At 61.6% G+C, this 25642-nt stretch carries 22 protein-coding genes; 13 read left to right on the plus strand and 9 right to left on the minus strand.

Annotated elements, in window-relative coordinates; all coding sequences use genetic code 11:
- Entirely contained in the window at positions 1–738 is a 738-nt protein-coding gene (locus tag CKW09_RS10255; protein WP_061799120.1) for an amino acid ABC transporter ATP-binding protein, read from the plus strand.
- A gap of 169 nt (positions 739–907) precedes the next feature.
- On the opposite strand, the gene ychF is transcribed toward CKW09_RS10255, so the two are convergent.
- Complete coding sequence (ychF, locus tag CKW09_RS10260) at positions 908–1999, minus strand: redox-regulated ATPase YchF (RefSeq protein ID WP_061799121.1); 1092 nt, start codon at positions 1997–1999, stop codon at positions 908–910.
- Positions 2000–2376: 377 nt separating this feature from the next.
- Here ychF and CKW09_RS10265 point away from each other — a divergent pair, with 377 nt between their 5' ends.
- Complete coding sequence (locus tag CKW09_RS10265; protein ID WP_061799123.1) at positions 2377–3906, plus strand: SulP family inorganic anion transporter; 1530 nt, start codon at positions 2377–2379, stop codon at positions 3904–3906.
- Positions 3907–3943: 37 nt separating this feature from the next.
- On the opposite strand, the gene pth is transcribed toward CKW09_RS10265, so the two are convergent.
- On the minus strand, positions 3944–4534 hold the full coding sequence (pth, locus tag CKW09_RS10270; RefSeq protein WP_061799124.1) for an aminoacyl-tRNA hydrolase: 591 nt from the start codon (positions 4532–4534) through the stop codon (positions 3944–3946).
- A gap of 300 nt (positions 4535–4834) precedes the next feature.
- Between pth and ychH the strand changes: the two genes are divergently transcribed.
- On the plus strand, positions 4835–5113 hold the full coding sequence (gene ychH / locus CKW09_RS10275; RefSeq protein ID WP_061799125.1) for a stress-induced protein YchH: 279 nt from the start codon (positions 4835–4837) through the stop codon (positions 5111–5113).
- Positions 5114–5298: 185 nt separating this feature from the next.
- Here ychH and prs read toward each other — a convergent pair whose 3' ends face one another.
- The 3 genes from prs to lolB form a co-directional block, all read right to left on the minus strand.
- Positions 5299–6246: a ribose-phosphate diphosphokinase gene (gene prs / locus CKW09_RS10280; RefSeq protein ID WP_039992027.1), complete on the minus strand. Its 948-nt coding sequence runs from the start codon at positions 6244–6246 to the stop codon at positions 5299–5301.
- 173 nt (positions 6247–6419) lie between these two features.
- Entirely contained in the window at positions 6420–7286 is an 867-nt protein-coding gene (gene ispE / locus CKW09_RS10285; protein ID WP_095097084.1) for a 4-(cytidine 5'-diphospho)-2-C-methyl-D-erythritol kinase, read from the minus strand.
- Complete coding sequence (lolB, locus tag CKW09_RS10290; protein ID WP_061799128.1) at positions 7283–7906, minus strand: lipoprotein insertase outer membrane protein LolB; 624 nt, start codon at positions 7904–7906, stop codon at positions 7283–7285. Before lolB ends, ispE begins: the two co-directional genes overlap by 4 nt.
- 456 nt (positions 7907–8362) lie before the next feature.
- Here lolB and hemA point away from each other — a divergent pair, with 456 nt between their 5' ends.
- The 6 genes from hemA to kdsA are packed head-to-tail and all read left to right on the plus strand — an operon-like array spanning position 8363 to position 13715.
- On the plus strand, positions 8363–9625 hold the full coding sequence (gene hemA / locus CKW09_RS10295) for a glutamyl-tRNA reductase (RefSeq protein WP_061799129.1): 1263 nt from the start codon (positions 8363–8365) through the stop codon (positions 9623–9625).
- A 32-nt stretch (positions 9626–9657) separates the two neighbouring features.
- On the plus strand, positions 9658–10743 hold the full coding sequence (gene prfA / locus CKW09_RS10300) for a peptide chain release factor 1 (RefSeq protein ID WP_061799130.1): 1086 nt from the start codon (positions 9658–9660) through the stop codon (positions 10741–10743).
- Positions 10743–11576, plus strand: a complete 834-nt coding sequence (gene prmC, locus CKW09_RS10305) for a peptide chain release factor N(5)-glutamine methyltransferase (protein WP_061799132.1) — start codon at positions 10743–10745, stop codon at positions 11574–11576. Before prfA ends, prmC begins: the two co-directional genes overlap by 1 nt.
- Positions 11577–11622: 46 nt before the next feature.
- Positions 11623–12021: a SirB2 family protein gene (locus tag CKW09_RS10310; RefSeq protein WP_061799133.1), complete on the plus strand. Its 399-nt coding sequence runs from the start codon at positions 11623–11625 to the stop codon at positions 12019–12021.
- Positions 12018–12827, plus strand: a complete 810-nt coding sequence (gene sirB1, locus CKW09_RS10315) for an invasion regulator SirB1 (protein ID WP_061799134.1) — start codon at positions 12018–12020, stop codon at positions 12825–12827. Before CKW09_RS10310 ends, sirB1 begins: the two co-directional genes overlap by 4 nt.
- 33 nt (positions 12828–12860) lie before the next feature.
- Positions 12861–13715 carry a 3-deoxy-8-phosphooctulonate synthase gene (kdsA, locus tag CKW09_RS10320; protein WP_061799135.1) on the plus strand — a complete coding sequence of 285 codons (855 nt, stop codon included), beginning with the start codon at positions 12861–12863 and terminating at the stop codon, positions 13713–13715.
- 760 nt (positions 13716–14475) lie between these two features.
- On the opposite strand, the gene dauA is transcribed toward kdsA, so the two are convergent.
- The 4 genes from dauA to CKW09_RS10340 all read right to left on the minus strand — a co-directional run bounded on the left by dauA (position 14476) and on the right by CKW09_RS10340 (position 21633).
- Entirely contained in the window at positions 14476–16164 is a 1689-nt protein-coding gene (gene dauA, locus CKW09_RS10325) for a C4-dicarboxylic acid transporter DauA (protein ID WP_095097087.1), read from the minus strand.
- Between the two features lie 230 nt (positions 16165–16394).
- Positions 16395–16880, minus strand: coding sequence for a heme-degrading domain-containing protein (locus CKW09_RS10330; protein ID WP_095097091.1), 486 nt, complete (start codon positions 16878–16880; stop codon positions 16395–16397).
- 153 nt (positions 16881–17033) lie between these two features.
- On the minus strand, positions 17034–20507 hold the full coding sequence (gene mfd / locus CKW09_RS10335) for a transcription-repair coupling factor (RefSeq protein ID WP_095097093.1): 3474 nt from the start codon (positions 20505–20507) through the stop codon (positions 17034–17036).
- Between the two features lie 142 nt (positions 20508–20649).
- Complete coding sequence (locus CKW09_RS10340) at positions 20650–21633, minus strand: threo-3-hydroxy-L-aspartate ammonia-lyase (RefSeq protein WP_095097096.1); 984 nt, start codon at positions 21631–21633, stop codon at positions 20650–20652.
- Between the two features lie 87 nt (positions 21634–21720).
- Here CKW09_RS10340 and CKW09_RS10345 point away from each other — a divergent pair, with 87 nt between their 5' ends.
- From CKW09_RS10345 to lolE, 4 genes are all read left to right on the plus strand, one after another.
- Positions 21721–22359 (plus strand): helix-turn-helix transcriptional regulator, encoded by a 639-nt coding sequence (locus tag CKW09_RS10345; RefSeq protein ID WP_061800552.1) that lies wholly within the window; start codon positions 21721–21723, stop codon positions 22357–22359.
- Between the two features lie 105 nt (positions 22360–22464).
- On the plus strand, positions 22465–23667 hold the full coding sequence (gene lolC, locus CKW09_RS10350) for a lipoprotein-releasing ABC transporter permease subunit LolC (protein WP_095097099.1): 1203 nt from the start codon (positions 22465–22467) through the stop codon (positions 23665–23667).
- The gene (gene lolD, locus CKW09_RS10355) at positions 23660–24364 is read left to right on the plus strand and encodes a lipoprotein-releasing ABC transporter ATP-binding protein LolD (RefSeq protein WP_095097102.1); all 705 of its coding nucleotides are present in this window, start codon (positions 23660–23662) and stop codon (positions 24362–24364) included. Before lolC ends, lolD begins: the two co-directional genes overlap by 8 nt.
- A complete protein-coding gene (gene lolE / locus CKW09_RS10360; protein WP_061800546.1) occupies positions 24364–25611 on the plus strand; it encodes a lipoprotein-releasing ABC transporter permease subunit LolE in 1248 nt (415 codons plus the stop codon). Before lolD ends, lolE begins: the two co-directional genes overlap by 1 nt.
- Positions 25612–25642: the final 31 nt, after the last annotated feature.

The following is a 25642-nucleotide window of genomic DNA, read 5'->3' on the forward strand; positions in this document are numbered from 1 at the left end:
ATGCGACCGATGATTCTGTTCAATCAGGTGAATAAATGGTACGGGGAATATCAGGCCCTGACCGATGTGAGCGCCGAAATCAAAAGCGGTGAAGTGGTTGTGGTGTGCGGCCCTTCCGGGTCCGGGAAGTCGACGTTAATCCGGACGGTTAACCGTCTTGAGCCTATCGAACAGGGGCAGATTCTGTTTGACGGCGTCGATATCCATGGTTCCAGCACCCGGCTGAACCCGCTGCGGACGCGAATCGGCTTCGTATTTCAGAGCTTCAACTTGTTTCCGCACGTTTCGGTGTTGGAGAATATTATGATGTCGCCGGTGAAAGTTCTCGGTGAGAAGCGCGCCGAGGCCCGGCGCCATGCCGGGGAGCTGTTGGAGCGCGTGGGGCTGTCGCACAAAGCCGACGTTTACCCGGCTCAGCTTTCCGGTGGCCAGCAGCAGCGGGTGGCCATCGCCCGGGCATTGGCGATGAAACCGCCGGTGATGCTGTTCGATGAACCAACATCTGCGCTCGACCCGGAGATGGTCGGTGAGGTGTTGAGCGTGATGCGCGGGCTGGCGCAGGAAGGAATGACCATGATGTGCGTCACTCATGAAATGAACTTTGCCCGCGACGTTGCCGATACGATCTGGTTTATGGATCAGGGGCAAATACTGGAAAAGGCAGCGGCGGATAAGTTCTTCACCGCGCCGCAGCACCCGCGCGCGCGGCGTTTCCTCAATGATTTACTGGTTCACTAGACACTAAAGTAGCCAGAGAGGCGGCCAGGGAAAGTGAACTCGAGCCGATTTTTCAGACTTCGATAAACAATAGGAGCGCTCAGTAGAACGTATTGCTTTGTAAGTTATGGATTGAAAAACCTACTGAGTCCACTGAGTGCCACCAAGCGCTCCCGAGTTCAAGAAGTCGTTAGACGTTGAACAAGAAGTTCATCACGTCGCCGTCTTTGACGATGTAGTCTTTGCCTTCTGAACGCATCTTGCCGGCTTCTTTGGCGCCTTGCTCACCTTTGTAAGTGATGAAGTCGTCGAACGCGATGGTTTGCGCGCGGATAAAGCCTTTCTCGAAGTCGGTGTGGATTTTGCCGGCCGCCTGCGGCGCGGTAGCGCCGACCGGGATGGTCCAGGCGCGCACTTCTTTGACGCCGGCGGTGAAGTAGGTCTGCAGGTTCAGCAGCTCGTAACCGGCGCGGATCACCCGGTTCAGGCCCGGCTCTTCCAGGCCCAGCTCGGCCATAAACTCGTCGCGGTCTTCGTCTTCCAGCTCGGCAATGTCGGATTCAACCGCCGCGCACACGGCAACCACCACCGAACCTTCTCCGGCGGCGATGTTGCGTACGGTGTCCAGGTACGGGTTGTTTTCGAAACCGTCCTCGTTGACGTTGGCGATGTACATGGTCGGTTTCAGCGTCAGGAAGCTCAGGTATTTGATCGCCGCCTTGTCTTCTTCGGTCAGATCCAGCGCGCGCAGCATGCCGGCGTTTTCCAGATGCGGCAGGCATTTCTCCAGCGCCGCCAGCTCGGCTTTCGCGTCCTTGTCGCCGCCTTTGGCTTTCTTCTGCACGCGGTGGATAGCGCGCTCGCAGGTGTCGAGGTCGGACAGCGCCAGCTCGGTGTTGATCACGTCGATGTCTTCGGCCGGATCGACCTTGTTGTTAACGTGGATGATGTTGTCGTTTTCGAAGCAGCGCACCACGTGGCCGATGGCTTCGGTTTCGCGAATGTTGGTCAGGAACTGGTTGCCCAGGCCTTCGCCCTTGGAGGCGCCTTTCACCAGGCCGGCGATGTCGACGAATTCCATGGTGGTCGGCAGAATGCGCTGCGGCTTGACGATCTCGGCCAGCTTGTCCAGACGCGGATCGGGCATCGGCACCACACCGGTGTTCGGTTCAATGGTGCAGAACGGGAAGTTGGCTGCTTCGATGCCCGCTTTGGTCAACGCGTTGAACAGGGTGGATTTGCCCACGTTAGGCAGGCCGACGATACCGCATTTGAATCCCATGTTGTTATCACCTTAAATATCTTAACTATCAGCCTGTTAGGTTTAACTGGCTGCATAAAGGGCAAAATAATGCCGCCATTATACACGTAATGGGCGTTTATCTCGATCTGACTGTGCGCCCGTCATATTTGCCCGCCTTGATGCAGCTCCAATTATTTAGGGTACGCAGGGAAGACGGATAGGGTGGCCGGTTTTTGATTGAGATTTGGATCACATTTACACATACTGACACTTCCGATTAACCGACAGGAAACGCGCCGGATGTATTTCTTGCCTACGCCACCCTGAGTTGTGCCCGCCTGCTCGTTCGCCGCAGCGTGCGGCTCCCGTTCCCGCTCCGCGGGGAGGCGTTTTCATCTGTCAGAAGTGAATAATTCATGTTTAACCTGAGCAATTTCAGGATCGCGGACGTTAAGAATGAAGTCCTGGCGGGCTTTGTGGTGGCGGTATCGATGATCCCCGAGGCGGTCGGCTTTTCGCTGGTCGCCGGACTTTCGCCGATCGTCGGTTTGCATACCGCGTTCATCATCGGCCTGGTGACCGCGCTGTTCGGCGGCAAGCCGGGCATGGTGTCGGGCGCGGCCGGCTCGATCGTGGTGGTGTTGATGAGCCTGGCGGCGCAGTACGGCATGGGTTACGTGCTGTGGGCGACCATTTTTGCCGGCGCGATCCAAATTCTGATCGGCGTATTCCGGCTGGGCAAGTTTATCCGGCTGGTGCCGCTGCCGGCGATCCACGGCTTCGTCAACGGCTTGGCGATCGTCATCATGCTGGCGCAGCTGCATATGATTGCCGGGCAGGGGCCGTTAATGTACGGCCTGGTGGCGTTGGCTGTCCTGGTGGTGGTGCTGTTCCCGCGCCTGACCAGGGTCATCCCTTCTTCGCTGGCGGCGCTGTTGCTGGTGTCGGCGTTGGCGATCGGGTTCAACCTGCACACGCTGCGGGTCGGTGATCTGGCGGATATCTCCGGCTCGCTGCCGCACTTCAGCCTGCCGGTGGCGCCGTTCAATCTGGAGATGCTGAAGGTGGTGCTGCCGTATGCGGTGGTGATCGCCCTGGTCGGCCTGATTGAATCGCTGTTGACCATGACGGTGCTCGATGAAATGGGCGGAAAAAAGGGCAACGGCAACCGCGAAAGCATCGCTCAGGGCGCCGGCAATGCGATTTGCGGCCTGTTCGGCTGCTTTGCCGGCTGCGCGATGATCGGCCAGTCGATCATTAACTTTACCTCGGGCGGTCGCGGGCGCATTTCCGGCGTCGTCGGCGCCATTCTGCTGATCCTGTTCGTGGTCAGCCTGTCGCGTTATATCGGCCTGCTGCCGGTGGCGGCGCTGGCCGGGGTGATGCTGGTGGTGTGCTACAACACCTTCGAGTGGAGCTCGCTGCGCCGTCTGCGCCGCATGCCGAAGGCCGATGCGCTGGTAATGGTGATCGTCACCCTGATCACCATCTTTACCGATCTGGCGGTGGCGGTGATCAGCGGGGTGATCATCTCGGCGCTGGTGTTCGCCTGGCAACAGGCGCGCATTCGGGTGCGCCAGCGGCAGCTGGCGGGCGATGTGGCGGTGTATCAGCTCGAAGGCCCGCTGTTCTTCGGCTCCGCCGCGGCGTTCGCCGAGCTGTTCGATCCGAACAACGATCCGCACCACGTGGTGCTGGATTTCGCCGGCACCCGGGTGATGGACTCCAGCGGCGTGGAGGCTGTCGACAAGCTGACGGCGCGTTATCTGGCGGCGGGGAAAAGCATTCGTCTGCGTCACCTGAGCGGCGACTGCGTGCGTTTGTTAAAGCGGGCCGGGCCGTTCTGCAGCCATGAGCTGGACGATCCTGACTACTACGTGGCGGAAGAGGGCTACGATACCGACGATCGGCGGGTGGGAGAAGAGACCTTCAATACCCGCACCTAGCGGCAAGCAGCGGGCGTCAGGCCCGCTGCGGCAAGACTCAGGCCTGCGCCTTGAAGCTGTGCAGGCGCTGAACGGTTTTTTCCAGCCCGTCCTTCATCAGCATTTCGGTGCAGCGCAGCGATTCGTCTATCGCTTCATCAATCATCTTCTGTTCGCTGGCCGGCGGTTTGCCGAGCACGAAGCCCACCACCTTGTTCTTATCGCCCGGATGGCCGATGCCGATGCGCAGCCGGTAAAAGTTCGGGTTGTTGCCAAACTTGTTCTGAATGTCTTTCAGGCCGTTGTGGCCGCCGTTGCCGCCGCCGAGCTTGATCTTGGCCACGCCCGGCGGCAGGTCCAGCTCGTCATGCGCCACCAGGATTTCGTGCGGTTCGATGCGGTAGAAATTGGCCATCGCCAGCACCGCCTTGCCGCTCAGGTTCATAAAGGTGGTCGGCACCAGCAGGCGCACGTCGTTGCCCGCCAGGTTCAGCCGCGCGGTATAGCCGAAGAATTTGCTCTCTTCCTTCAACTGCTGGTTGTGGCGCCGGGCCAGTAGATCGACGTACCAGGCGCCGGCGTTGTGCCGCGTCTGGGCGTATTCCGCGCCCGGATTCGCCAGGCCGACTATCAATTTAATACTGCTCACTGGGAGATTCGCTATGATCGAGATAAGGGAAAGGGCAATAGTCTACCTGCCGGGGCCCGGAATGACAAAACCCTGATGCCGGATCGGCCTCTGCGGGAAAAGATGAATAATTCATTAGCTGAATAATTCAATTTGTCGGCTAACTGTCAGGATAGGGTTAAGAAGTGTCAATCTTTCTTTACCATTTGTGATCGCCTCCGCAATCCCCTTGCCAGGGCAAGGACTATACTTGACTTATCAAAGTGGGTTAACAGTTTGCAGCGTTATCCCGGTTGGCACATGGCACTATGGAGGTGGCATATGAAACGTAGAAACGCGGACAGAATGGGCAACTTTTTTATGGGGCTGGGGCTGGTCGTGATGGTCGGCGGGGTCGGATACTCCATTATCGCTGAAGTATCTCAGTTCAATTTACCCCAGTTTTTCGCGCATGGCGCGATCATGAGCATCTTCGTCGGCGCGCTGCTGTGGCTGGTTGGCGCACGTATCGGCGGGCGCGAACAGGTGGCGGATCGCTACTGGTGGGTAAAACACTTTGATAAACGCTGCCGAAACGATCAACATCGTTCGTCGCATTGATTAAAAAATCGGAAGGGACCCGGCGGTACGGCAAAGGAGAACTGCCGCGTATTCAGGTTTAAGGTCATGTTTGACTACGAGTAGAAAACCCGTTGTTGCTCACGCGCCAACGGGTTTTTCTTTATCTGCCGTCGAGCAAACGCCCCTTCCGGTACGGCAGGGCGCCGTACCGGAAAGGACGCGGATTAATGCTCGAACATCGCAGAGATCGACTCTTCGTTGCTGATACGGCGGATGGCTTCGGCCAGCATGCCGGACAGCGTCAGAGTGCGTACGTTTTTCAGTGCCTTGATTTCAGGCGACAACGGAATGGTGTCGCAGACGATCACTTCATCAATCACCGAGTTCTTGATGTTGTCCACGGCGTTACCGGAGAAGATCGGGTGCGTCGCGTAGGCAAATACGCGCTTGGCACCGCGTTCTTTCAACGCTTCAGCCGCTTTACACAAGGTACCGCCGGTGTCGATCATATCGTCGACCAGCACGCAGTCACGGCCTGCCACGTCGCCGATGATGTGCATCACCTGAGAAACGTTCGCGCGCGGGCGGCGTTTATCGATGATGGCCATATCGGTATCGTTCAGCAGTTTGGCGATAGCGCGGGCGCGCACTACGCCGCCGATGTCTGGAGAAACCACGATCGGGTTCACCAGATTCTGTTGCAGCATGTCTTCCAGCAGGATCGGGCTACCGAACACGTTATCTACCGGAACATCGAAGAAGCCTTGAATCTGCTCAGCATGCAGATCCACCGTCAATACGCGGTCAACCCCTACGCTGGAGAGGAAATCGGCGACGACCTTGGCCGTGATTGGCACGCGTGCGGAGCGCACGCGGCGATCCTGGCGGGCATAGCCGAAGTAAGGGATAACTGCGGTAATACGGCCCGCGGAGGCGCGACGCAGGGCATCAACCATAACAACCAGTTCCATCAGGTTGTCGTTGGTCGGGGCACAGGTGGACTGGATGATGAAAATATCACCGCCGCGTACATTTTCGTTGATTTGCACGCTCACTTCGCCGTCGCTAAAACGACCTACAGCGGCGTCACCAAGGCTGGTGTACAAACGGTTGGCAATACGTTGTGCTAGTTCCGGGGTGGCGTTACCAGCAAAAAGCTTCATATCAGGCACGAGAAGAACCTCAGGCTTGCGTCCAGAGAAGATATTGTCATACGGCCTTCGCCAAAGGGCAGTTGGCGACGCCGGCGCAATATACATACGGGTATGTAAAACTAAGTTGAGACGCAGGCAGCGCAGGGATAACAGGGCCAGGTGTGCATGACCCTGCGCAGCGAAACGTTGAGCTACGACTCAAACTGCCCGGAACGGATGCGATGTAGTGGAGAGACGTTAACGCCACGCGCTACAAAACCACGCAACCACACCGGGGCTTGATTTAACACCTGACGAGCGGCGGTTTCTGTGTCGAATTCAGCAAACACACAGGCACCCGTGCCAGTCAGGCGTGACGGGGCGTATTCTAACAGCCATGAAAGAAGCTGTTCAACCTCGCGAAAACGTTTTCTTGCGATAGGTTCGCAATCATTTGCGTACGGAGCCTGCAACAGCTCACTTAAGGAGCGAACCGGGGTATCTCTTTTTAATTCCGCGTCGCCGAAAATCACCGGCGTAGGGATGCCGACGCCGGGATGCGCCACCAGGTACCATTTTTCCTGCGGGTTGGCCGGCTGCAGCCGTTCGCCGATGCCTTCGGCAAAGGCGGCGTGGCCGCGCACGAACACCGGCACGTCGGCGCCGAGGCTCAGCCCCAGCTCCGCCAGCTGGTCGTCGCTTAGCCCGCAGCCCCACAGGGTGTTGAGCGCCACCAGCACGGTGGCGGCGTTGGACGACCCGCCGCCCAATCCGCCGCCCATCGGCAGGCGTTTCTCGATGCTGATGTCGGCGCCGCGCGGCGCGGTGGCCAAACCATGGCGATCGCAATGCTGCTGCAGCAGACGCGCGGCGCGCACGATCAGGTTCTGCTCGTCAGGCACGCCGTCCACCGGGGTCAGCAGGCGAATGCTGTCGTCCCGCCGCGGGTCCAGGGTCAGGGTATCGCCGTAGTCCAGAAACTGGAACAGCGTCTGCAGCAGATGATACCCGTCCTCACGTTGGCCGGTGATGTACAAAAACAGGTTGAGCTTGGCGGGAGAGGGCCATTGGCGAATCATTTGAGCGTCCAGTTATCCATTTTCAGCTTGATGCGCTGGTCGCCCTGTTTCAGCTCCAGGCGGCTCGGCAGCTGCGGTTTGATGTCGCCGTGGTAATCCTGGTAATCCACCGTCCAGGTCTGGCCGCCCTGCCGGTAGGTCAGCTTGTTCAGGCGATATTGGTCATCCAGCGCGAAGTCATCGGCTTCGCCCGGCAGGCCGAGCATCCACTGGCGCAGGTTGTCCAGCGGGATCGCCATGCCGGTCAGCTTGCGGATCATCTCTTCGGCGTTGTCGCTGACGTAGCGCTTGCCCTGATTATCGGTCAGCTGCACCACGTTTTGCTGCACGTTCAGATCAAGCTCGGTGCTGCCCAGCGGGTTGGTCAGCAGCAGGCGATAGCGCTCCGGGGAGAACTGCTGCCAGAAGAAGCGCGCGTACACCTTTTTCTGGTCAGACAAATAGGCGAAGGAGCCGCGGGTCTGGTATTGGCTGAGCTGCTGCACCGCCTGCTCGTGGGCGCGCCACTGCGGCGAGGTCGGGCTGGTGGCCGGACCGGTCGGCCTGGTGGTGGTACAGGCGGCCAGCACCAGGCTGGCCAGCGGGATCAGACGAAGCAAACTAACTTTGCGGATTGGCATAACTTTCTCTTGTCCTTTTGTCCTTGCGGGCATGCTCAGCGAAACCCGTTTTCAGCATTCACGCTAGCGGCGCGGCGCCGGCGCGTCAATTTTTTGCTGCATCGCGTTGAATCTTGCCGGCTTTGCCAGCGCAGCGCCAGGCGCGGGGTTTGCCATAAGATTAACACAATCGTTCGGCCGCGCCGCCGTTTGCGTCAGATTGCCGGCCCGCTCCCTCGGCCCAACGCGCGGCGTTTGCGCGAATAGCGTGCGGAATATCACAGACTGCGTTAAAATTCAGTAAGTCATGTCGTCGAACAATTATTCATCTTGCTGTATTTATTACGGATTTATCAATTGATGCTGCCTATATCAGCGATTGAACGGAAGATGCGGTTGTTGCTTTTATTGATCCCGCGCATCAAGTAGAATGCCGTTCAACGAGAACCCGTACCAACATAAGTATTACTCGAAGCAATGACCCTGCTGGCGTTAGGTATTAATCACAAAACCGCTCCGGTTTCTCTGCGTGAAAAGGTGACCTTCTCGCCAGAGTCTATCGATCAGGCGCTCTCCAGCTTGCTCCAACAGCCGTTGGTGCAGGGCGGCGTCGTGTTGTCTACCTGCAACCGCACCGAACTGTATCTCAGCGTGGAGCAACAGGAACATATTCACGAACAGCTGGTTGCCTGGCTGTGTGAATACCATCATCTGCGCCCGGAAGACGTGAAGAAAAGTCTGTACTGGCACCATGATAACGACGCGGTCAGCCACCTGATGCGGGTGGCCAGCGGGCTGGATTCATTGGTGCTGGGCGAGCCGCAGATCCTCGGCCAGGTGAAAAAGGCCTTTGCCGAATCGCAGCGCGGCCAGTCGCTTTCCGGCGAGCTCGAGCGCCTGTTCCAGAAATCCTTCTCCGTCGCCAAGCGCGTGCGCACCGAAACCGACATCGGCGCCAGCGCGGTGTCAGTGGCCTTCGCCGCCTGCACCCTGGCGCGGCAAATCTTCGAATCGCTGGCCGATCTGAACGTGCTGCTGGTCGGCGCCGGTGAAACCATCGAGCTGGTCGCGCGCCATCTGCGCGAGCACAAAGTGCGGCATATGATCATCGCCAACCGCACCCGCGAACGCGCTCAGCTGCTGGCGGACGAAGTCGGCGCGGAAGTGATCACCCTGCCGGAAATCGACGAACGCCTGGCGGACGCCGACATCATCATCAGTTCCACCGCCAGCCCGCTGCCGATCATCGGCAAGGGGATGGTGGAGCGAGCGCTGAAAGCGCGCCGCAATCAGCCGATGCTGCTGGTGGATATCGCCGTTCCGCGCGATATCGAGCCGGAAGTCGGCAAACTGGCCAACGCCTACCTGTACAGCGTGGACGATCTGCACGCCATCATTCAGAACAACCTGGCGCAGCGCAAGGCGGCGGCGGTGCAGGCTGAATCCATCGTGCAGCAGGAAAGCACCAACTTTATGGCCTGGCTGCGCTCACAGGGCGCGGTGGAAACCATTCGCGACTACCGTTCGCAGGCCGATCAAATTCGCGCCGAAATGGAAGCCAAAGCGCTGGCCGCCATTGCGCAGGGCGCCAACGTGGAGCAGGTTATCCACGAACTGGCCCACAAACTGACCAACCGTCTTATTCATGCCCCCACCAAATCCCTCCAGCAGGCAGCCGGCGACGGCGACGTGGAGCGGTTGCACTTATTACGCGACAGCCTCGGGCTGGATCAGCATTAGTTTTCTCTTATTAACAGGGTTTAATACCACGCATGAAGCCTTCTATTGTTGCCAAACTGGAAGCGTTACAAGAGCGCCATGAAGAAGTGCAGGCGCTGCTCGGCGACGCCGGCGTTATTGCCGAGCAGGACCGGTTCCGCGCGCTGTCGCGCGAGTATGCGCAGCTGACCGACGTCAGCCGCTGCTTCCTGGAGTGGCGCCGGGTGCAGGAAGACCTGGCGACGGCGGAAACGATGCTGGACGATCCGGAAATGCGTGAAATGGCGCAGGAAGAGCTGAAGCAGGCCAAGGCGGCGGCGGAAGCGCTGGAGCAACAGCTGCAGGTGCTGCTGCTGCCGAAAGACCCGGACGATGAGCGCGGCTGCTTCCTGGAAGTGCGCGCCGGCACCGGCGGCGATGAGGCGGCGATCTTCGCCGGCGACCTGTTCCGCATGTACAGCCGCTATGCCGAAACCCGCCGCTGGCGCGTGGAAGTGATGAGCGCCAACGAAGGCGAGCACGGCGGCTACAAGGAAGTGATCGCCAAAGTGTCCGGCGACGGCGTTTACGGCCAGCTGAAGTTCGAATCCGGCGGCCACCGCGTGCAACGGGTGCCGGAAACCGAATCGCAGGGGCGCATCCATACCTCCGCCTGCACCGTGGCGGTGATGCCGGAAGTGCCGGAGGCCGAAATGCCCGAAATCAACGCCGGCGATCTGAAAATCGATACCTTCCGCTCCTCGGGCGCGGGCGGCCAGCACGTCAACACCACCGACTCGGCGATCCGCATCACCCACTTGCCGACCGGCATCGTGGTGGAGTGCCAGGACGAGCGTTCGCAGCACAAAAACAAAGCCAAGGCGATGTCGGTGCTGGGCGCGCGCATCCGCGCCGCCGAGATGGCCAAGCGCCAACAGGCCGAGGCTTCCACCCGCCGCAACCTGTTGGGCAGCGGCGACCGTTCCGACCGCAATCGCACCTACAATTTCCCGCAGGGGCGGGTGACCGACCACCGCATTAACCTGACGCTGTACCGTCTGGACGAAGTGATGGAAGGCAAGCTGGACATGCTGATCCAGCCTATCGTGCAGGAATATCAGGCCGACCAGCTCGCCGCGCTGTCCGCCGAGCTTGAGTAATGGACTATCAACGCTGGCTGCAGGCCGCCGCCGCCAGGCTGACGCACAGCGACAGCGCCCGGCGCGATGCGGAAATCCTGCTGGGTTTCGTCACCGGCCGGGCCAGAACCTTTCTGATGGCGTTCGGCGAAACGCCGCTGCCGCCAGAACAGCAGCGGCAGCTGGAGACGCTGCTGGCGCGCCGCGAACGCGGTGAGCCGGTCGCCTATCTGGTCGGCGAGCGCGAATTCTGGTCGCTGCCGCTGTCGGTGTCGCCCGCCACGCTGATCCCGCGGCCGGATACCGAATGCCTGGTGGAATTGGCGTTGGAGCGTTTGCCGGCGGAACCCTGCCGTATTCTCGATCTCGGCACCGGCACCGGCGCCATCGCGCTGGCGTTGGCCAGCGAGCGGCCGGACTGCGCGGTTACCGGCGTCGACCTGCAGCCCGACGCCGTGGCGTTGGCGCAGCACAACGCGCGGAAGCTGAACATCGGCAACGCGCAATTTTTGCCGGGCAGCTGGTTTGCGCCGCTGGCCGGCCGCACCTTCACCTTGATCGCCAGCAACCCGCCGTACATCGACGCCGCCGATCCGCATCTGGCGCAGGGCGACGTGCGCTTCGAACCGGGCAGCGCATTGGTGGCGGCGGATCGGGGGCTGGCGGATTTGGCCGCCATCGTGCGCCAGGCGCCGCAGCATCTGCAGCCGCAGGGTTGGCTGCTGCTGGAACATGGCTGGCAGCAGGGCCGCAGCGTGCGCGAGCTGCTGCAGGCCGCCGGGTTTACCGCGGTCGCCACCCACCGCGACTATGGCGATAACGACCGCGTAACCCTCGGCCAATGGCCGCACTAACAGAAAACCAATAATAACGACGCGCAAAGCAATTTAAGGAAGCCCCATGACTGCATACACCGCATTGAAACATTTCCATTTGCTGACGGTCGCCATCAGTATTACCTTGTTTGTGCTGCGTTTCTTTTGGCAATGGCGCCAGTCGGCGATGATGAGCCGGCGCTGGGTCAAGATCGCGCCGCACCTTAATGACACGCTGCTGTTCGTCAGCGGCATTGCGCTGGTGGCGACATTCGGGTTTTATCCGTTGCTGGGTATGGACTCATGGCTGACCGAGAAGCTGTTTGGCGTTATTATCTATATCCTGCTTGGCTACGTCGCATTGGGCAAGAAGACCAAAAGCCAGAAGCTGCGCGCGTTGGCGTTCGTTCTGGCGTTGGGCTGTCTGTACCTGATAATTAAACTTGCCACGACGAAAATACCGTTTCTGATGGGATACCTATGAGTAGCATTGCTGATTTTGAATTTAACACCTCGCCGCTGAGCGAAGGGGTGATCCTGGTGTCGCAGTCGGTGCGGCGCGATTTCCCGGTTGCCGAGGTCGAGCGCAAGCTGCAGCAGCTGGTCGATGAAGCGCGCGCGGCGATGCCGCACGATCTGACTCAGGAACAGCAACTGGACGCACTCATCGAGCTGTTCTACAAAACCTGGGGCTTCGGCGGCGCCGGCGGCGTTTACCGCCTGTCCGACGCCATCTGGTTGGACAAGGTGCTGGAAGGGCGCCAGGGCACGCCGGTGTCGCTGGGCACCATTTTCCTGCACATCGCCCACCAGTTGGATCTGCCGCTGATGCCGGTGATCTTCCCCACCCAGCTTATTCTGCGCGCCGACTGGCTGGACGACGAAATGTGGTTGATCAACCCGTTGAACGGCGAAACGCTGAACGAACATCAGCTGGAAGTGTGGATCAAGGGCAACCTGGGGCTGGGGGCCGAGCTGGAAGACGACGACCTCGACGAATCGGAAAACGTCATGGTGGTGCGCAAGATGCTCGACACCCTGAAGGCGGCCCTGATGGAAGAAAAGCAGATGGAAATGGCGCTGCGCGCCAGCGAAACGGTGCTGTGCTTCGATCCGGACGACCCGTACGAGATCCGCGATCGCGGGCTGATTTACGCCCAGCTGGAGTGCAACCATATCGCCATTTCCGATCTCAACTATTTTGTCGAGCAGTGTCCTGAAGATCCGGTCAGCGAAGTGATCAAGGTACAGATCCATTCGATTGAGCCGAAACAGGTTACGCTGCATTAATTTATTCGATTTACCTTCAACAAAGGCGAAAGCATGAAACAGAAAGTGGTTAGCATTGGCGACATCAACGTAGCGAACGACCTGCCGTTTGTGCTGTTTGGCGGTATGAACGTGCTGGAATCGCGCGATCTGGCGATGAGCATCTGCGAACACTACGTCACCGTGACGCAAAAACTGGGCATCCCTTACGTTTTCAAAGCCTCTTTTGATAAAGCCAACCGTTCTTCCATCCACTCGTACCGCGGTCCGGGCCTGGAAGAAGGGATGAAGATTTTCGAAGAAATCAAAAAAACCTTCGGCGTGAAGATCATTACCGACGTGCACGAAGCGGCGCAGGCGCAGCCGGTGTCCGAAGTGGTCGACGTGATCCAGCTGCCGGCGTTTCTGGCGCGCCAAACCGATTTGGTGGAAGCGATGGCGAAAACCGGCGCGGTGATCAACGTGAAGAAGCCGCAGTTCGTCAGCCCGGGCCAGATGGGCAACATCGTCGACAAGTTCAAGGAAGGCGGCAACGACCAGGTGATCCTGTGCGATCGCGGCAGCAACTTTGGCTATGACAACCTGGTGGTCGACATGCTGGGCATCAACGTGATGAAAAACGTGACCGGTGGCCATCCGGTGATTTTCGACGTGACCCACGCGCTGCAGACCCGCGATCCGTTCGGCGCCGCTTCCGGCGGCCGTCGCGCGCAGGTGGCTGAGCTGGCGCGCGCCGGCATGGCGGTCGGCCTGGCCGGTTTGTTCATCGAAGCGCACCCGGAGCCGAACAGCGCCAAGTGCGACGGCCCGTCCGCGCTGCCGCTGGACAAGCTGGAGCCGTTCCTGGTGCAGATGAAAGCCATCGACGACCTGGTGAAAAGCTTCCCGGAGCTGGATACCAGCAACTAAGCGCCAACGGCGTCATAAAAAAGCCCGACTCTCGTCGTAATGCTTGTCAGTTAGCGTTTTCTGCAGGCGTCCGTGAAATTTTCGGTCGATAAAGGTGAGATGCGCCATGAGGATCCCGCGCCTCGACCGAGCAAGGGACCGTGGGCGCGGTCCCTTGCAACCCGCGCCTTTGCCCTATCAGACGGTTGGCTGTGCCAACTCCCCTCCCTCCGTCCCGTCGCATCACGGCCGGCTACGACAGGCGTCCCTGCCTGTCTCGCCTGAAACCGCCGTCCTTGGCGGTTTCGCCTATGCGCCGCTCCTGCGTTCGGCGTCTTCAAGGGCGCCTAACATCGTGCTCATCCCATCATTTTCACTGTCTTCCATAACGTAATATCAAACGGAGGGGACAAGTTGCCCGGTGGCTGCAGATTCGGGTGTTGACCTTGGGCGCGCATCGCCGGCTGCCGAGCAAGACGGCGTTGTCAGGGGCAACCGGCCAGGGAAGGCCGGTTGAGGCGAGACTAACAGGGACGTTTGTCGTAGCCGACCCGCCCGACAACGCTGGTGCAGCGAGGGAACCCGTAGGGCAGACGGTGTTAAGCGGAGGCGCGGGTGGAGGGGCCGCGCCTTCGGCCCCTCCAATTGCCGTACATTGCGGTAGCAGAGAAATACAGGGTATTTACGGCAATTCCTCCTGCGCAGAGCGTACAGAGGTTGGATAAAAAAATGCCAGTCAGGCTTAACTGACTGGCATTACGACTCTCGTCGGGCTTTTTTTTTAACCGTCCAGCGCCGCCAGCGCTTCCGGCAGCGTCGGATAAAAGTGCAGTTTCCCTTCGATCGGCTGTACCCGCGCCCGCGCCAGCGTTTTCAGCGGCTGGAACGGAATATCCGTGATCGCCAGCCGCTTGCCGGCCGGCAGCTCGTCGATAAAGCGCTGCAGGGCGCTCAGCCCGCCGGCGTCCAGCACCGGCACCGCATCCCACTGCAGCACGATCACCTGATACCCTTCGCTGCGCGCCAGCAGCTCGGTAAAGATGCGTTCGGCGGCGGCGAAGAACAGCGGTCCGTTGACCCGCAGCACCAGGCGGCCGCGGTCGGCGCTCAGCTCGCTCAACCGGGTCATGCGGGCGATGCGCCGCATGAACAGCAGCGAAGCCAGCACTATGCCGACGGTAATGGCGATCACCATATCGAACAGTACCGTCAGCGACATGCACAGCAGCATCACCAGAATGTCGTCCTTGGGCGCCCGGCGCAGCAGATACACCACCTTATGCGCCTCGCTCATGTTCCAGGCCACCATCAGCAGCAGCGAAGCCATCGCCGCCAGCGGCAGGTAAGACAGCCAGGGCGCCAGCACCAGCAGCGCCAACAGCACCAGCAACGCATGGATGACGGCGGACACCGGCGAGGTGGCGCCGGCGCGCACGTTGGCGGCGGAGCGGGCGATGGCGGCGGTGGCGGTGATGCCGCCGAAGAACGGCGCAATGATATTGCCGGCGCCCTGGCCGATAAGCTCGGTGTTGGAGTGGTGTTTCTTGCCGGTCATGCCGTCGAGCACCACCGCGCACAGCAGGGATTCAATCGCCCCCAGCATCGCCATCGAGAATGCCGCCGGCAGCAGGGCGGAGAGGGTGTGCCAGCTCAGCGAAAAGGGTTTGCCGTCGCCGCCCGGCAGTTCCCAGGGCAAGACCAGCTGCGGCAGGATCGGCGGAATGCCCTGGCCGCGGCCGCCGTCGGCCAGCAGGTAGCTGAAGCGGGAGCCGATGGTCGCCACCGGGTGGTCGAACAGCGCCAGCGCGCCCATCAGCGCGGTGCCCGCCAGCAGCGCCGGCAGGTGACCCGGCACCCGCAGGCCGAGTTTCGGCCAGAAAATCAGGATCAGCAGCGTGACGGCGCCGATCAGCGTGTCGCCGACGTCCAGCGTCGGCAATGCCTGCAGCAGGGCCAGCAGCTTGCCGACGTAGTTTTCCGGCACCTGCTCCAGCTGCAGGCCGAAGAAGTCCTTGATCTGCATGGTGCCGATGGTAATGGCGATGCCGGAGGTAAAGCCGAGGGTGACCGACAGCGGAATATACTCGATCAGCCGGCCAAAGCGCGCCAGCCCCATAATCACCAGGAACAGCCCGGAGAGCAGGGTGGCGATCAGCAGCCCGGCCAGGCCGAACTGCTGCGATACCGGGTAGAGGATCACCACAAAGGCGGCGGTAGGGCCGGAGACGCTGTAGCGCGAGCCGCCGCTGACGGCGATGACGATACCGGCGACGGCGGCGGTGTACAGCCCGTACTGCGGCGGCACGCCGCTGGCGATCGCCAGCGCCATGGCCAGCGGGATGGCGATGATGCCGACCGTGACGCCGGCGATGGCGTCTTTCAGCAGGCGTTGCAGGGTATAAGGTTCCCGCCAGCAGGCGTCGATCAGTGCGCTGAAGGGGCGAATTCTGTTGATTTCATGCGTTTTCATCTAAGGTGCAAACCAAATCTTTAAAAGAGAAAGGAATGGCGGGCCAGATGAGGTCCGTCGCGTCGCGTCAGGTCATACCATACGCCCATTGGCCGAAGGATTACCAGACCTGCATCAAATTGGCGCGGGAAAAGAAATGCGCGGGTTTTGTCATGGCGGGCATTTGATTTTACCCAGCCAGGCCGCGTATCCGGCGGCCGTGGCGGGGGATTTAAAGTGGTTTTTGGCGCTTAGTGGACGGCGGGTAAGGATAATCCGAGAAACTGGGCCAGAGTGCTGACCAGCAGGTGGTGGTCCTCCAGCTGCGGCGCGCCGGAAATGCTGACGCTGCCGATGCAGCCGACGCCGCTCAGGTTGAGCGGGAAAGCGCCGCCGTGCACCGAATAGTCGCGCACGCTCAGACCGTATCGCTCTTCCAGCGTCGATTGCCGCTGCTGCAGCCGCAGGCCGATGGCGTAGGAGCTTTTGTGGAAATGCTTCACCACGTTGCGTTTGCGCCGCACCCAGTCGGCGATATCCGGCGTGGCGCCGGGCATGGCGTAATAAAACAGCGTTTGCCCGGCCAGTTGGATTTCGATGGCGATCGCCAGGCGGCGCTGCTCCGCGGCGGCTTTGAGCGCCGCGCCCAACGCCCAGGCGGTGGTATGGTCGAAATGGCTGAAGGTCAGCGCCGCTTCCTGTTCGCTGAGCGCGCGCAAATCATCGTCTAAAGTCATGGCGGTCCCCGTTAATCTTGGCGATCGACAGAGTATCCCGAACGCCAGGCGTGGAGATAGACGCCTTGGCGATAAGATAGAACCGCAACGTCGGGGGCCGACGCGGCCAGATATGCTGCGGGGAGTGCCCCGGCGTTGCCGCCGGGGGGCGGATCAGATTGCCAGGGTATGCTCGCGGAAGGCGCTCAGCAGATCTTCGACAAACTTCAGGCGTTTCTGCCGATCGGTCAGATCGAGCATGAATTTCAGCTTGCTCGGCCCGTCCAGGCGATAAACCTGCGGATTGCTCTGCAGCAGGCCGATCAGATAGCCCGGATCGACGCGGTTCTTGTCGCCGAACTCGATAAACCCGCCGCGTTCGTTGCCTTCGATGCGCTTGATGCCCAGCGTCTGCGCGTGCTGGCGCAGCGCCGCGCTTTGCAGCAGGTTGCGCGCCGGATCCGGCAGCAGGCCGAAGCGGTCAATCAGCTCCACCTTCAGCTCTTCCAGCTCGCCGTCGCGTTTGGCGCTGGCGATGCGCTTATAGAACGACAGCCGAGTGTTGACGTCTGGAATGAAGTCGTCCGGCAGCAGGGCCGGCATGCGCAGCTCCACTTCGGTCTGGCTGCTGGTGAGATCTTCCAGCGATGGCTCGCGGCCATTTTTCAGCGCGTCGACCGCGCTTTCCAGCAGCTCCATATACAGCGAGAAACCGACGGTGGTCATCTGGCCGCTCTGGTCTTCCCCCAGCAGTTCGCCGGCGCCGCGGATTTCCAGGTCATGGGTGGCCAGCGCGAAGCCGGCGCCCAGGTCTTCCAGCGAAGCGATGGCCTCCAGCCGCTTGTGGGCGTCGGTGCTCATGGCCTTGGGATTCGGCGTCAGCAGATAGGCGTAGGCCTGATGGTGCGAACGGCCGACGCGGCCGCGCAGCTGGTGCAGCTGCGCCAGCCCGAAGCGGTCGGCGCGTTCGATGATGATGGTGTTGGCGCTGGGAATGTCGATGCCGGTTTCGATAATGGTGGTGCAGACCAGCACGTTGAAACGCTGGTGATGGAAGTCGTTCATCACCCGTTCCAGATCGCGCTCGCGCATCTGGCCGTGGCCGATGGCGATGCGCGCTTCGGGCACCAGCTCCGCCAGCTTCTGCGCCGCCTTTTCGATGTTTTCCACGTCGTTGTACAGGTAGTAGACCTGCCCGCCGCGCAACACCTCGCGCAGGATCGCTTCGCGCACCACCAGGCTGTCGTATTCGCGCACGAAGGTCTTCACCGCCAAACGACGCGCCGGCGGGGTGGCGATAATCGACAGATCGCGCATGCCGCTCATCGCCATGTTCAGCGTGCGCGGGATCGGCGTGGCGGTCAGCGTCAGGATGTCCACGTCGGCGCGCATCGCCTTGATGCGTTCCTTGTGGCGCACGCCGAAGCGGTGTTCTTCATCGACGATCAGCAGCCCCAGGTCTTTCCAGCGCAGATCGTTCTGCAGCAGCTTGTGGGTGCCGATGATGATGTCGACCTTGCCGTCGACCGCGTCGTCCAGCACCTGCTGCTGCTCTTTGGCGCTGCGGAAGCGCGACATCATCTCGATGCGCACCGGCCAGGTGGCGAAGCGATCGCGGAAGTTGTCGAAGTGCTGCTGGGCCAGCAGGGTGGTCGGCACCAGCACCGCCACCTGCTTGCCGTTTTCCACCGCCAGGAAGGCGGCGCGCATCGCCACTTCGGTTTTGCCGAAGCCGACGTCGCCGCACACCAGGCGATCCATGGCCAGCGGTTGGCACATGTCGCTCAGCACGGCGTTGATCGCCTGCTCCTGATCGGGGGTGGTCTCGAACGGGAAGGTCTGGCAGAACAGCTGATACTGTTCGCGGTCGTGTTTAAAGGCGAAGCCGGTCTTGGCGGCGCGCTGGGCGTAGATGTCCAGCAATTCGGCCGCCACGTCGCGCACCCGTTCGGCGGCTTTTTGCCGCGCGCGGGTCCAGGCGTCGCCGCCCAGCTTGTGCAGCGGGGCGTTTTCATCCGCGCCGCCGGCGTAGCGGCTGATCAGGTGCAGCGAAGACACCGGCACGTACAGCTTGTCTTCACCGGCGTAGGACAGGATCAGGTATTCGGCCTTGATGCCGCCGGCTTCCAGCGTGGTCAGGCCGACATAGCGCCCGACGCCGTGCTCCAGGTGCACCACCGGCTGGCCGGGATGCAGCTCCGCCAGGTTGCGGATCAGGGTATCGGTGTTGATGGTGCGGCGGTTGTCCTGCCGGCGGCGGCTGACGCGCTCGCCCAGCAGATCGCTTTCGCAGATCAACGCCCGGTTGCGCATGCCGTCGAGGAAACCGCGCTCGGCAGCGCCGACCATCATGTAGCGGCCGGCCGGCTGCGCCTGATCCAGATGCTGGATCAGCGAGGTGCCGAGCTTGATGCGGCCGAGCAGGTCCTGCAGCGTTTCGCGCCGGCCCTCGCTTTCGACCGAGAAAATCACGCTGCCGTCGAAGCCCTCGATAAAACGGCGCAGGTGGTCCAGCGGCGCCTTGTTCTGCGCCTGCACCGCCAGATCCGGCAGAGTGCGGTAGTCCAGATTGGTGTTGCCGGCCCTGGTCGGCAGGTCTTCGGTTTTCAACGCCATGCGCGGCCAGGCTTTCAGCTCGCCGAACAGCGCATCGACGCGCAGCCACAGGGTGTCCGGCGCCAGCAGCGGGCGCATCGGATCGACGCGGCGGTTTTCGTAACGCTGGTTGACGTCCAGCCAGAAACGCTCGGCGGCGCTCTCCAGATTGCCGGTGTTGACGATCAGGGTGTTGGCCGGCAGGTAGCTGAACAGCGACGGCAGCGGCTGGCTGAAGAACAGCGGCTGCCAGTATTCGATGCCGGCCGGCCAGGTGCCTTTGCTGACCTGCTGGTAGATGTGTTCGGCGTCGCGCCGCACCTCGAACTGCTCGCGCCACTGGCTGCGGAACAGCTCGATGGCGTTTTTGTCGGTCGGGAACTCGTGGGCCGGCAGCAGGTTGATGGCGTCCACTTCGTTCAGCGTACGCTGGGTGTCGACGTCGAAGGTGCGCAGGCTGTCGATCTCGTCGTCGAAGAAGTCGATGCGGTAGGGCTCTTCGCTGCCCATCGGGTACAGATCGAGCAGCGCGCCGCGGGTGGCGAACTCGCCGTGCTCCATCACCTGATCGACGCTGCGGTAGCCGGCCTGTTCCAGCTGGGCGCGCAGTTTGTCGCGCGACAGGCGCTGGCCCTTTTTCATCACCAGCGCGTGGCCATGCAGGAACTCGTGCGGGCAGACGCGTTGCATCAGGGTATTGACCGGCAGGATTATCACGCCGCGCACCATGGTCGGCAGGTGATACAGGCTCGACAACCGGGCGGAGATGATTTCCTGATGCGGCGAGAAGCTGTCGTACGGCAGGGTTTCCCAGTCCGACAGCGTGGTCACCATCTGGTCGGTGAACTGCTGGATCTCGTCGCGCAGCCGCAGGGCATTCTGCATGTCCGGGGCAATCAGCATTACCGGCCCGTTATGGCGTTCGACTATCTCGGCGCACTCCACGGCGCAGGCCGAGCCGGTCAACTGGCCGAGCTGGCGCAGGTCGCCCGCGCGTTCGGGCAGGGAATAACGGGGGGATGAGGAACGGTTACGGCTATCGGAAGTGCTCATTCAGGTATCTTTAATCAATGTGTTAGAGTTCGCCCCGGCACAAATAACAAGCGCCTTTATCCTGGTTATAGTAGCCCAGCGGCCGCCAAACTGACACAGATAAAAGCGCTACGCCTTGATTTTTCGCCTGATATTAACGACGTTAATTTTCGCCGGCCAGAGCCAGGTACTGCCCGATCTTGTCTACGTCGACATTGCCGCCGCTGACGATGACGCCGACCTTTTTACCGCGCAAATCGAGCAGGGCGTTCATCGCCGCCGCGGCCGCCAGGCAGCCGGTCGGTTCGACTACCATTTTCATCCGCTCCATGAAGAAGCGCATTTGCCGGCACAGCTGCGCGTCGCTGACCGTCAGAATGCCCTCGACGCAATCTTGAATAATCGGGAAGGTCAGCCGCCCGACCTGCTGGGTTTGCGCGCCGTCGGCGAGGGTGTTCGGCACCGGAATGCGTACCGGTTCGCCGCGCAAAAAGGCTTGCTGCACGTCGTTGCCCGCTGCGGGTTCTACGCCATACACGCGGCACCCCGGCGACCAGTGCCGGGCCGCCACCGCGCTGCCGGCCAGCAGCCCACCGCCGCCGGTACACACCAGCAGCACGTCCAACGGCCCGACCTCTTCGAACAGCTCCTTCGCCGCGGTGCCCTGGCCGGCGATCACCTGCGGGTAATCGTAGGGCGGCACCAGCGTCAGGCCCCGTTCGGCGGCCAGCCGTTGGGTTATTTCCTCGCGGTCTTCACTGTGGCGCCGGTAGATAACCACGTTAGCCCCATAGCCGCGCGTCGCCGCCAGCTTGGCGGCCGGGGCGTCGTCGGGCATCACGATGGTGGCGCTGACGCCCAGCTCGCGCGCCGCCAGCGCCATCGCCTGCGCATGGTTGCCGGAAGAAAAGGCGATCACTCCGGCGCGCCGCTGCGCCTCGCTCAGTTGAGCGATGGCGTTATAGGCGCCACGAAATTTGAAGGCGCCGACGCGCTGAAAATTCTCGCATTTGAAGAACAGCCGTGCGCCGGTGAGATGATCGGCCTGACGCGAGGTCATCACCGGGGTGCGAACGGCATGCCCGGCAATAACCTCGGCGGCGGTGGAAATATCTGCGGCGGTGATGCAATGGAGCCTTGAACTCATAACGACCTCGCGCGGGGGAAAAGGGGAATTGATTGTCACGAAGTTTTAATTTACTCTTTGTAAAGTTATTGTCAAATGGTTAACTTAATGAGCGATCTCAGGCAGGAAAACGCGCTGTTGCTGCGCGAAGCGGAAAAAATTGTCCAGGCGCTGGGCGCGATGTTCGCCCCGGGGTGCGAGGTGGTGCTGCACGACCTGACCCAGCCGGATCACGCCATCGTCGCCATCGCCAATAATCTGTCCAACCGCCGCATCGGCGACGCCGCGACGGAAATGGGGCTGGAACGCATCGCTTCGCCGGAATTCCCCGACGTGGTGCAGAACTACGCCAGCGCCTTCCCGGACGGCCGCCCGGCCAAAAGCACGTCCATCGGCCTGCGCAACAGCCAGGGGGCCTTTGTGGCGGCGATTTGCCTCAATCTGGACGTGTCTATCTTCAACAGCGTCACCGCCATCCTGCAGCAGCTGACGGCGGTGGTGCAAAGCGCGCCGCAGGCGGTTGAGGGCGCTCGTTCGCTGTCGGACATCGCGGCGGTGATCAACGCCTTCGCCGCTTCGCACGCCACCCAACCGCGCGCGCTGTCTTCGGAACAGCGCTTGCTGGTGATCCAACAGCTGAAGCGGCAGGGGTATCTGCAGCTGCGCGGCGCGGCCACCATGGCGGCCGAAGCGCTGGGCATTTCGCGGGTGTCGGTCTATAACCTGCTCAAACGCGACGCCGGGTGAGGCGGCGCCCGGCGCAATAAAAGGCCGCCGGGTGTTCCCTAAACGGGGGAGAGCCTTTATTATCCAAGACTACTTTGCTTAAGCTACGGCAACAAAACGGATTTCATGTATCAACCTGTCGCGTTATTCATTGGCCTGCGCTACATGCGCGGGCGGGCCTCAGACCGCTTCGGGCGGTTTGTTTCCTGGCTTTCCACCATCGGCATCACGCTGGGGGTGATGGCGTTGGTCACCGTGCTTTCGGTGATGAACGGTTTTGAAAAGGATCTGGAGAACAACATTCTCGGCCTGATGCCGCAGGCGTTGATCACCGCCAGGCAGGGGTCGATCAATCCGCAGCAGCTGCCGGCCTCGGCCGCGCAGGGGCTGAAGGGCGTCAGCCGCGTCGCGCCGCTGACCACCGGCGACGTGGTGCTGCAAAGCGCCCGCAGCGTGGCGGTCGGCGTGATGCTCGGCGTCAACCCGGACGAAGCCGATCCGCTGACCCCTTACCTGGTCAACGTCAAACAGCAGCAGCTGCAGCCGGGCCGGTACAACCTCATCATCGGCGAGCAGCTGGCGGGCCAGCTCGGCGTCAAGCGCGGCGACTCGCTGCGCCTGATGGTGCCCAGCGCCAGCCAGTTCACGCCGATGGGCCGCATTCCCAGCCAGCGTCTGTTCACCATCGTCGGCACCTTCCACGCCAACAGCGAGGTGGACGGCTATCAGCTGCTGGTCAATCAGCAGGACGCCTCGCGCCTGATGCGCTATCCGGCCGGCAACATCACCGGTTGGCGCCTGTTCCTGCAGCAACCGCTGACGGTCGACACCCTCAGCCAGCAGACGCTGCCGCAGGGCACCGAGTGGAAAGACTGGCGTGAACGCAAGGGCGAGCTGTTCCAGGCGGTGCGCATGGAGAAAAACATGATGGGGCTGTTGCTCAGCCTGATCGTGGCGGTGGCCGCGTTCAACATCATCACCTCGCTCGGCCTGCTGGTGATGGAGAAGCAGGGCGAGGTCGCCATTCTGCAGACCCAGGGCCTGACCCGCCGGCAGATCATGTCGGTATTCATGGTGCAGGGCGCCAGCGCCGGCATCATAGGTTCACTGCTCGGCACGCTGCTCGGCGTGCTGCTGGCCACCAATCTGAATAACCTGATGCCGATCCTCGGCGCGTTGATCGACGGCGCTTCGCTGCCGGTGGCGGTCGACCCGCTTCAAGTGACGATCATCGCCGTGGTGGCGATGGCGGTGTCCCTGTTGTCCACGCTTTACCCTTCATGGCGCGCTGCCGCCGTACAACCCGCTGAGGCTTTACGTTATGAGTAACCATCTTTTGCTGCAGTGCGACAACCTGTGCAAGACCTATCAGGAAGGCCATCTGCATACCGACGTGCTGTGCAATGTCAGCTTTGCCATGCAGCCGGGCGAGATGATGGCGATCGTCGGCAGCTCGGGCTCCGGCAAAAGCACCCTGTTGCACCTGCTGGGCGGGCTGGATTCGCCGACCTCCGGCGAGGTTATCTTCAAGGGCCAGTCGCTGAACGGCATGTCGTCGGCGGCCAAGGCCGAGCTGCGCAACCGCCAGCTGGGCTTCATCTACCAGTTCCACCACCTGCTGCCGGACTTTACCGCGCTGGAAAACGCCGCCATGCCGCTGCTGATCGGCGGCACCAAGCCGGCGCTGGCGCAGGAAAAAGCCATGGAAATGTTGGCGGCGGTCGGGCTGGAAAAGCGCAGCAAGCACCGCCCCTCCGAGCTGTCCGGCGGCGAGCGCCAGCGCGTGGCGATCGCCCGCGCGCTGGTCAACAGCCCGGCGCTGGTGCTGGCGGATGAACCGACCGGCAACCTGGACAAACGCACCGCAGACAGCATCTTCGATCTGCTGGGCGAACTCAACGTGCGCCAGGGCACCACCTTCCTGGTGGTGACCCACGATCTGCAGCTGGCCAAGCGTTTGAGCCGCCAGTTGGAAATGGCCGACGGCCACCTGCAGGCGCAGCTGACCCTGATGGGGGCCGAGTAATGGCGGGAGCCTCACTTTCCTTCCTGACGGCCCTGCGTTTCAGCCGCGGCCGCAAACGCGGCGGCATGGTGTCGTTGATTTCGGTGATCTCCACCATCGGCATCGCGCTGGGGGTGGCGGTCTTGATCGTCGGCCTGAGCGCGATGAACGGTTTTGAGCGCGAGTTGAAAAACCGCATTCTGGCGGTGGTGCCGCACGGCGAGATCGAACCGGTGAAGCCGCCGTTCAACGGTTGGCCGTCGATTCTGCAGCGGGTGGAAAAGGTGCCGGGCATTATGGCCGCAGCGCCTTACATCAACTTTACCGGGCTGATGGAAAACGGCGCGCAGCTGCGTGCGGTGCAGGTCAAAGGGGTTAACCCGCAGCAGGAAAGCCGGCTCAGCGCGCTGCCGCAGTACGTGCAGGGCGACGCCTGGGCCAACTTCAAGGCCGGCGAACAGCAGGTGATCCTCGGCAAGGGCGTGGCCGACGCGCTGGGCGTCAAGCAGGGCGCCTATGTCACGGTGATGATCCCCAACAGCGACCCGGAAATGAAGCTGCTGCAGCCGAAGCGCATTCGTCTGCAGGTGACCGGCATTCTGCAGCTCAGCGGCCAGCTGGATCACAGCCTGGCGTTGGTGCCGCTGGCCGACGCGCAGCAGTATCTCGATATGGGTGACAGTGTCACGGGCATCGCCATCAAGGTCAACGACGTGTTCGCCGCCAACAAGCTGGTGCGCGACGCCGGCGAGGTGACCGATTCCTACGTTTACATCAAGAGCTGGATCGGCACCTACGGCTACATGTACCGCGACATCCAGATGATCCGCGCCATCATGTACCTGGCGATGGTGCTGGTGATCGGCGTGGCCTGTTTCAACATCGTTTCCACCCTGGTGATGGCGGTGAAGGACAAGAGCGGCGATATCGCGGTGCTGCGCACCCTGGGGGCCAAAGACGGCTTTATCCGCGCCATCTTCATTTGGTATGGCCTGCTGGCCGGGCTGGTGGGCAGCCTCAGCGGCGTGGTGGTCGGGGTGATCGCCTCGCTGCAGCTGACCAACATCATCAAGGGCATCGAAAAGCTGCTTGGGCATTCATTCCTGTCGGGCGACATCTATTTTATCGATTTCCTGCCTTCCGAGCTGCACTGGCTGGACGTGGCGATCGTGCTGGCGACCGCCATCGTGCTCAGCCTGTTGGCCAGCTGGTATCCCGCCAGGCGCGCCAGCCGCATCGATCCGGCGCGGGTGTTGAGCGGACAATAGACAAAATGGGGAGGCAGAGATGCCGCCCCCT

The organism is Serratia ficaria, assembly GCF_900187015.1.
Classification (GTDB): Bacteria; Pseudomonadota; Gammaproteobacteria; order Enterobacterales; family Enterobacteriaceae; genus Serratia; species Serratia ficaria.

What these genes read in the sequence shown, in the direction of transcription:
- prmC (WP_061799132.1), top strand. Translation starts at nt 10,743, where the DNA reads ATGGACTATCAACGCTGGCTGCAGGCCGCCGCCGCCAGGCTGACGCAC.
- kdsA (WP_061799135.1), top strand. Translation starts at nt 12,861, where the DNA reads ATGAAACAGAAAGTGGTTAGCATTGGCGACATCAACGTAGCGAACGAC.
- CKW09_RS10340 (WP_095097096.1), bottom strand. Translation starts at nt 21,633, where the DNA reads ATGAGTTCAAGGCTCCATTGCATCACCGCCGCAGATATTTCCACCGCC.
- CKW09_RS10255 (WP_061799120.1), top strand. Translation starts at nt 1, where the DNA reads ATGCGACCGATGATTCTGTTCAATCAGGTGAATAAATGGTACGGGGAA.
- sirB1 (WP_061799134.1), top strand. Translation starts at nt 12,018, where the DNA reads ATGAGTAGCATTGCTGATTTTGAATTTAACACCTCGCCGCTGAGCGAA.
- lolB (WP_061799128.1), bottom strand. Translation starts at nt 7,906, where the DNA reads ATGCCAATCCGCAAAGTTAGTTTGCTTCGTCTGATCCCGCTGGCCAGC.
- ychF (WP_061799121.1), bottom strand. Translation starts at nt 1,999, where the DNA reads ATGGGATTCAAATGCGGTATCGTCGGCCTGCCTAACGTGGGCAAATCC.
- CKW09_RS10310 (WP_061799133.1), top strand. Translation starts at nt 11,623, where the DNA reads ATGACTGCATACACCGCATTGAAACATTTCCATTTGCTGACGGTCGCC.
- prfA (WP_061799130.1), top strand. Translation starts at nt 9,658, where the DNA reads ATGAAGCCTTCTATTGTTGCCAAACTGGAAGCGTTACAAGAGCGCCAT.
- mfd (WP_095097093.1), bottom strand. Translation starts at nt 20,507, where the DNA reads ATGAGCACTTCCGATAGCCGTAACCGTTCCTCATCCCCCCGTTATTCC.
- ispE (WP_095097084.1), bottom strand. Translation starts at nt 7,286, where the DNA reads ATGATTCGCCAATGGCCCTCTCCCGCCAAGCTCAACCTGTTTTTGTAC.
- dauA (WP_095097087.1), bottom strand. Translation starts at nt 16,164, where the DNA reads ATGAAAACGCATGAAATCAACAGAATTCGCCCCTTCAGCGCACTGATC.
- ychH (WP_061799125.1), top strand. Translation starts at nt 4,835, where the DNA reads ATGAAACGTAGAAACGCGGACAGAATGGGCAACTTTTTTATGGGGCTG.
- lolE (WP_061800546.1), top strand. Translation starts at nt 24,364, where the DNA reads ATGGCGGGAGCCTCACTTTCCTTCCTGACGGCCCTGCGTTTCAGCCGC.
- lolD (WP_095097102.1), top strand. Translation starts at nt 23,660, where the DNA reads ATGAGTAACCATCTTTTGCTGCAGTGCGACAACCTGTGCAAGACCTAT.
- hemA (WP_061799129.1), top strand. Translation starts at nt 8,363, where the DNA reads ATGACCCTGCTGGCGTTAGGTATTAATCACAAAACCGCTCCGGTTTCT.
- CKW09_RS10265 (WP_061799123.1), top strand. Translation starts at nt 2,377, where the DNA reads ATGTTTAACCTGAGCAATTTCAGGATCGCGGACGTTAAGAATGAAGTC.
- lolC (WP_095097099.1), top strand. Translation starts at nt 22,465, where the DNA reads ATGTATCAACCTGTCGCGTTATTCATTGGCCTGCGCTACATGCGCGGG.
- CKW09_RS10330 (WP_095097091.1), bottom strand. Translation starts at nt 16,880, where the DNA reads ATGACTTTAGACGATGATTTGCGCGCGCTCAGCGAACAGGAAGCGGCG.
- CKW09_RS10345 (WP_061800552.1), top strand. Translation starts at nt 21,721, where the DNA reads ATGAGCGATCTCAGGCAGGAAAACGCGCTGTTGCTGCGCGAAGCGGAA.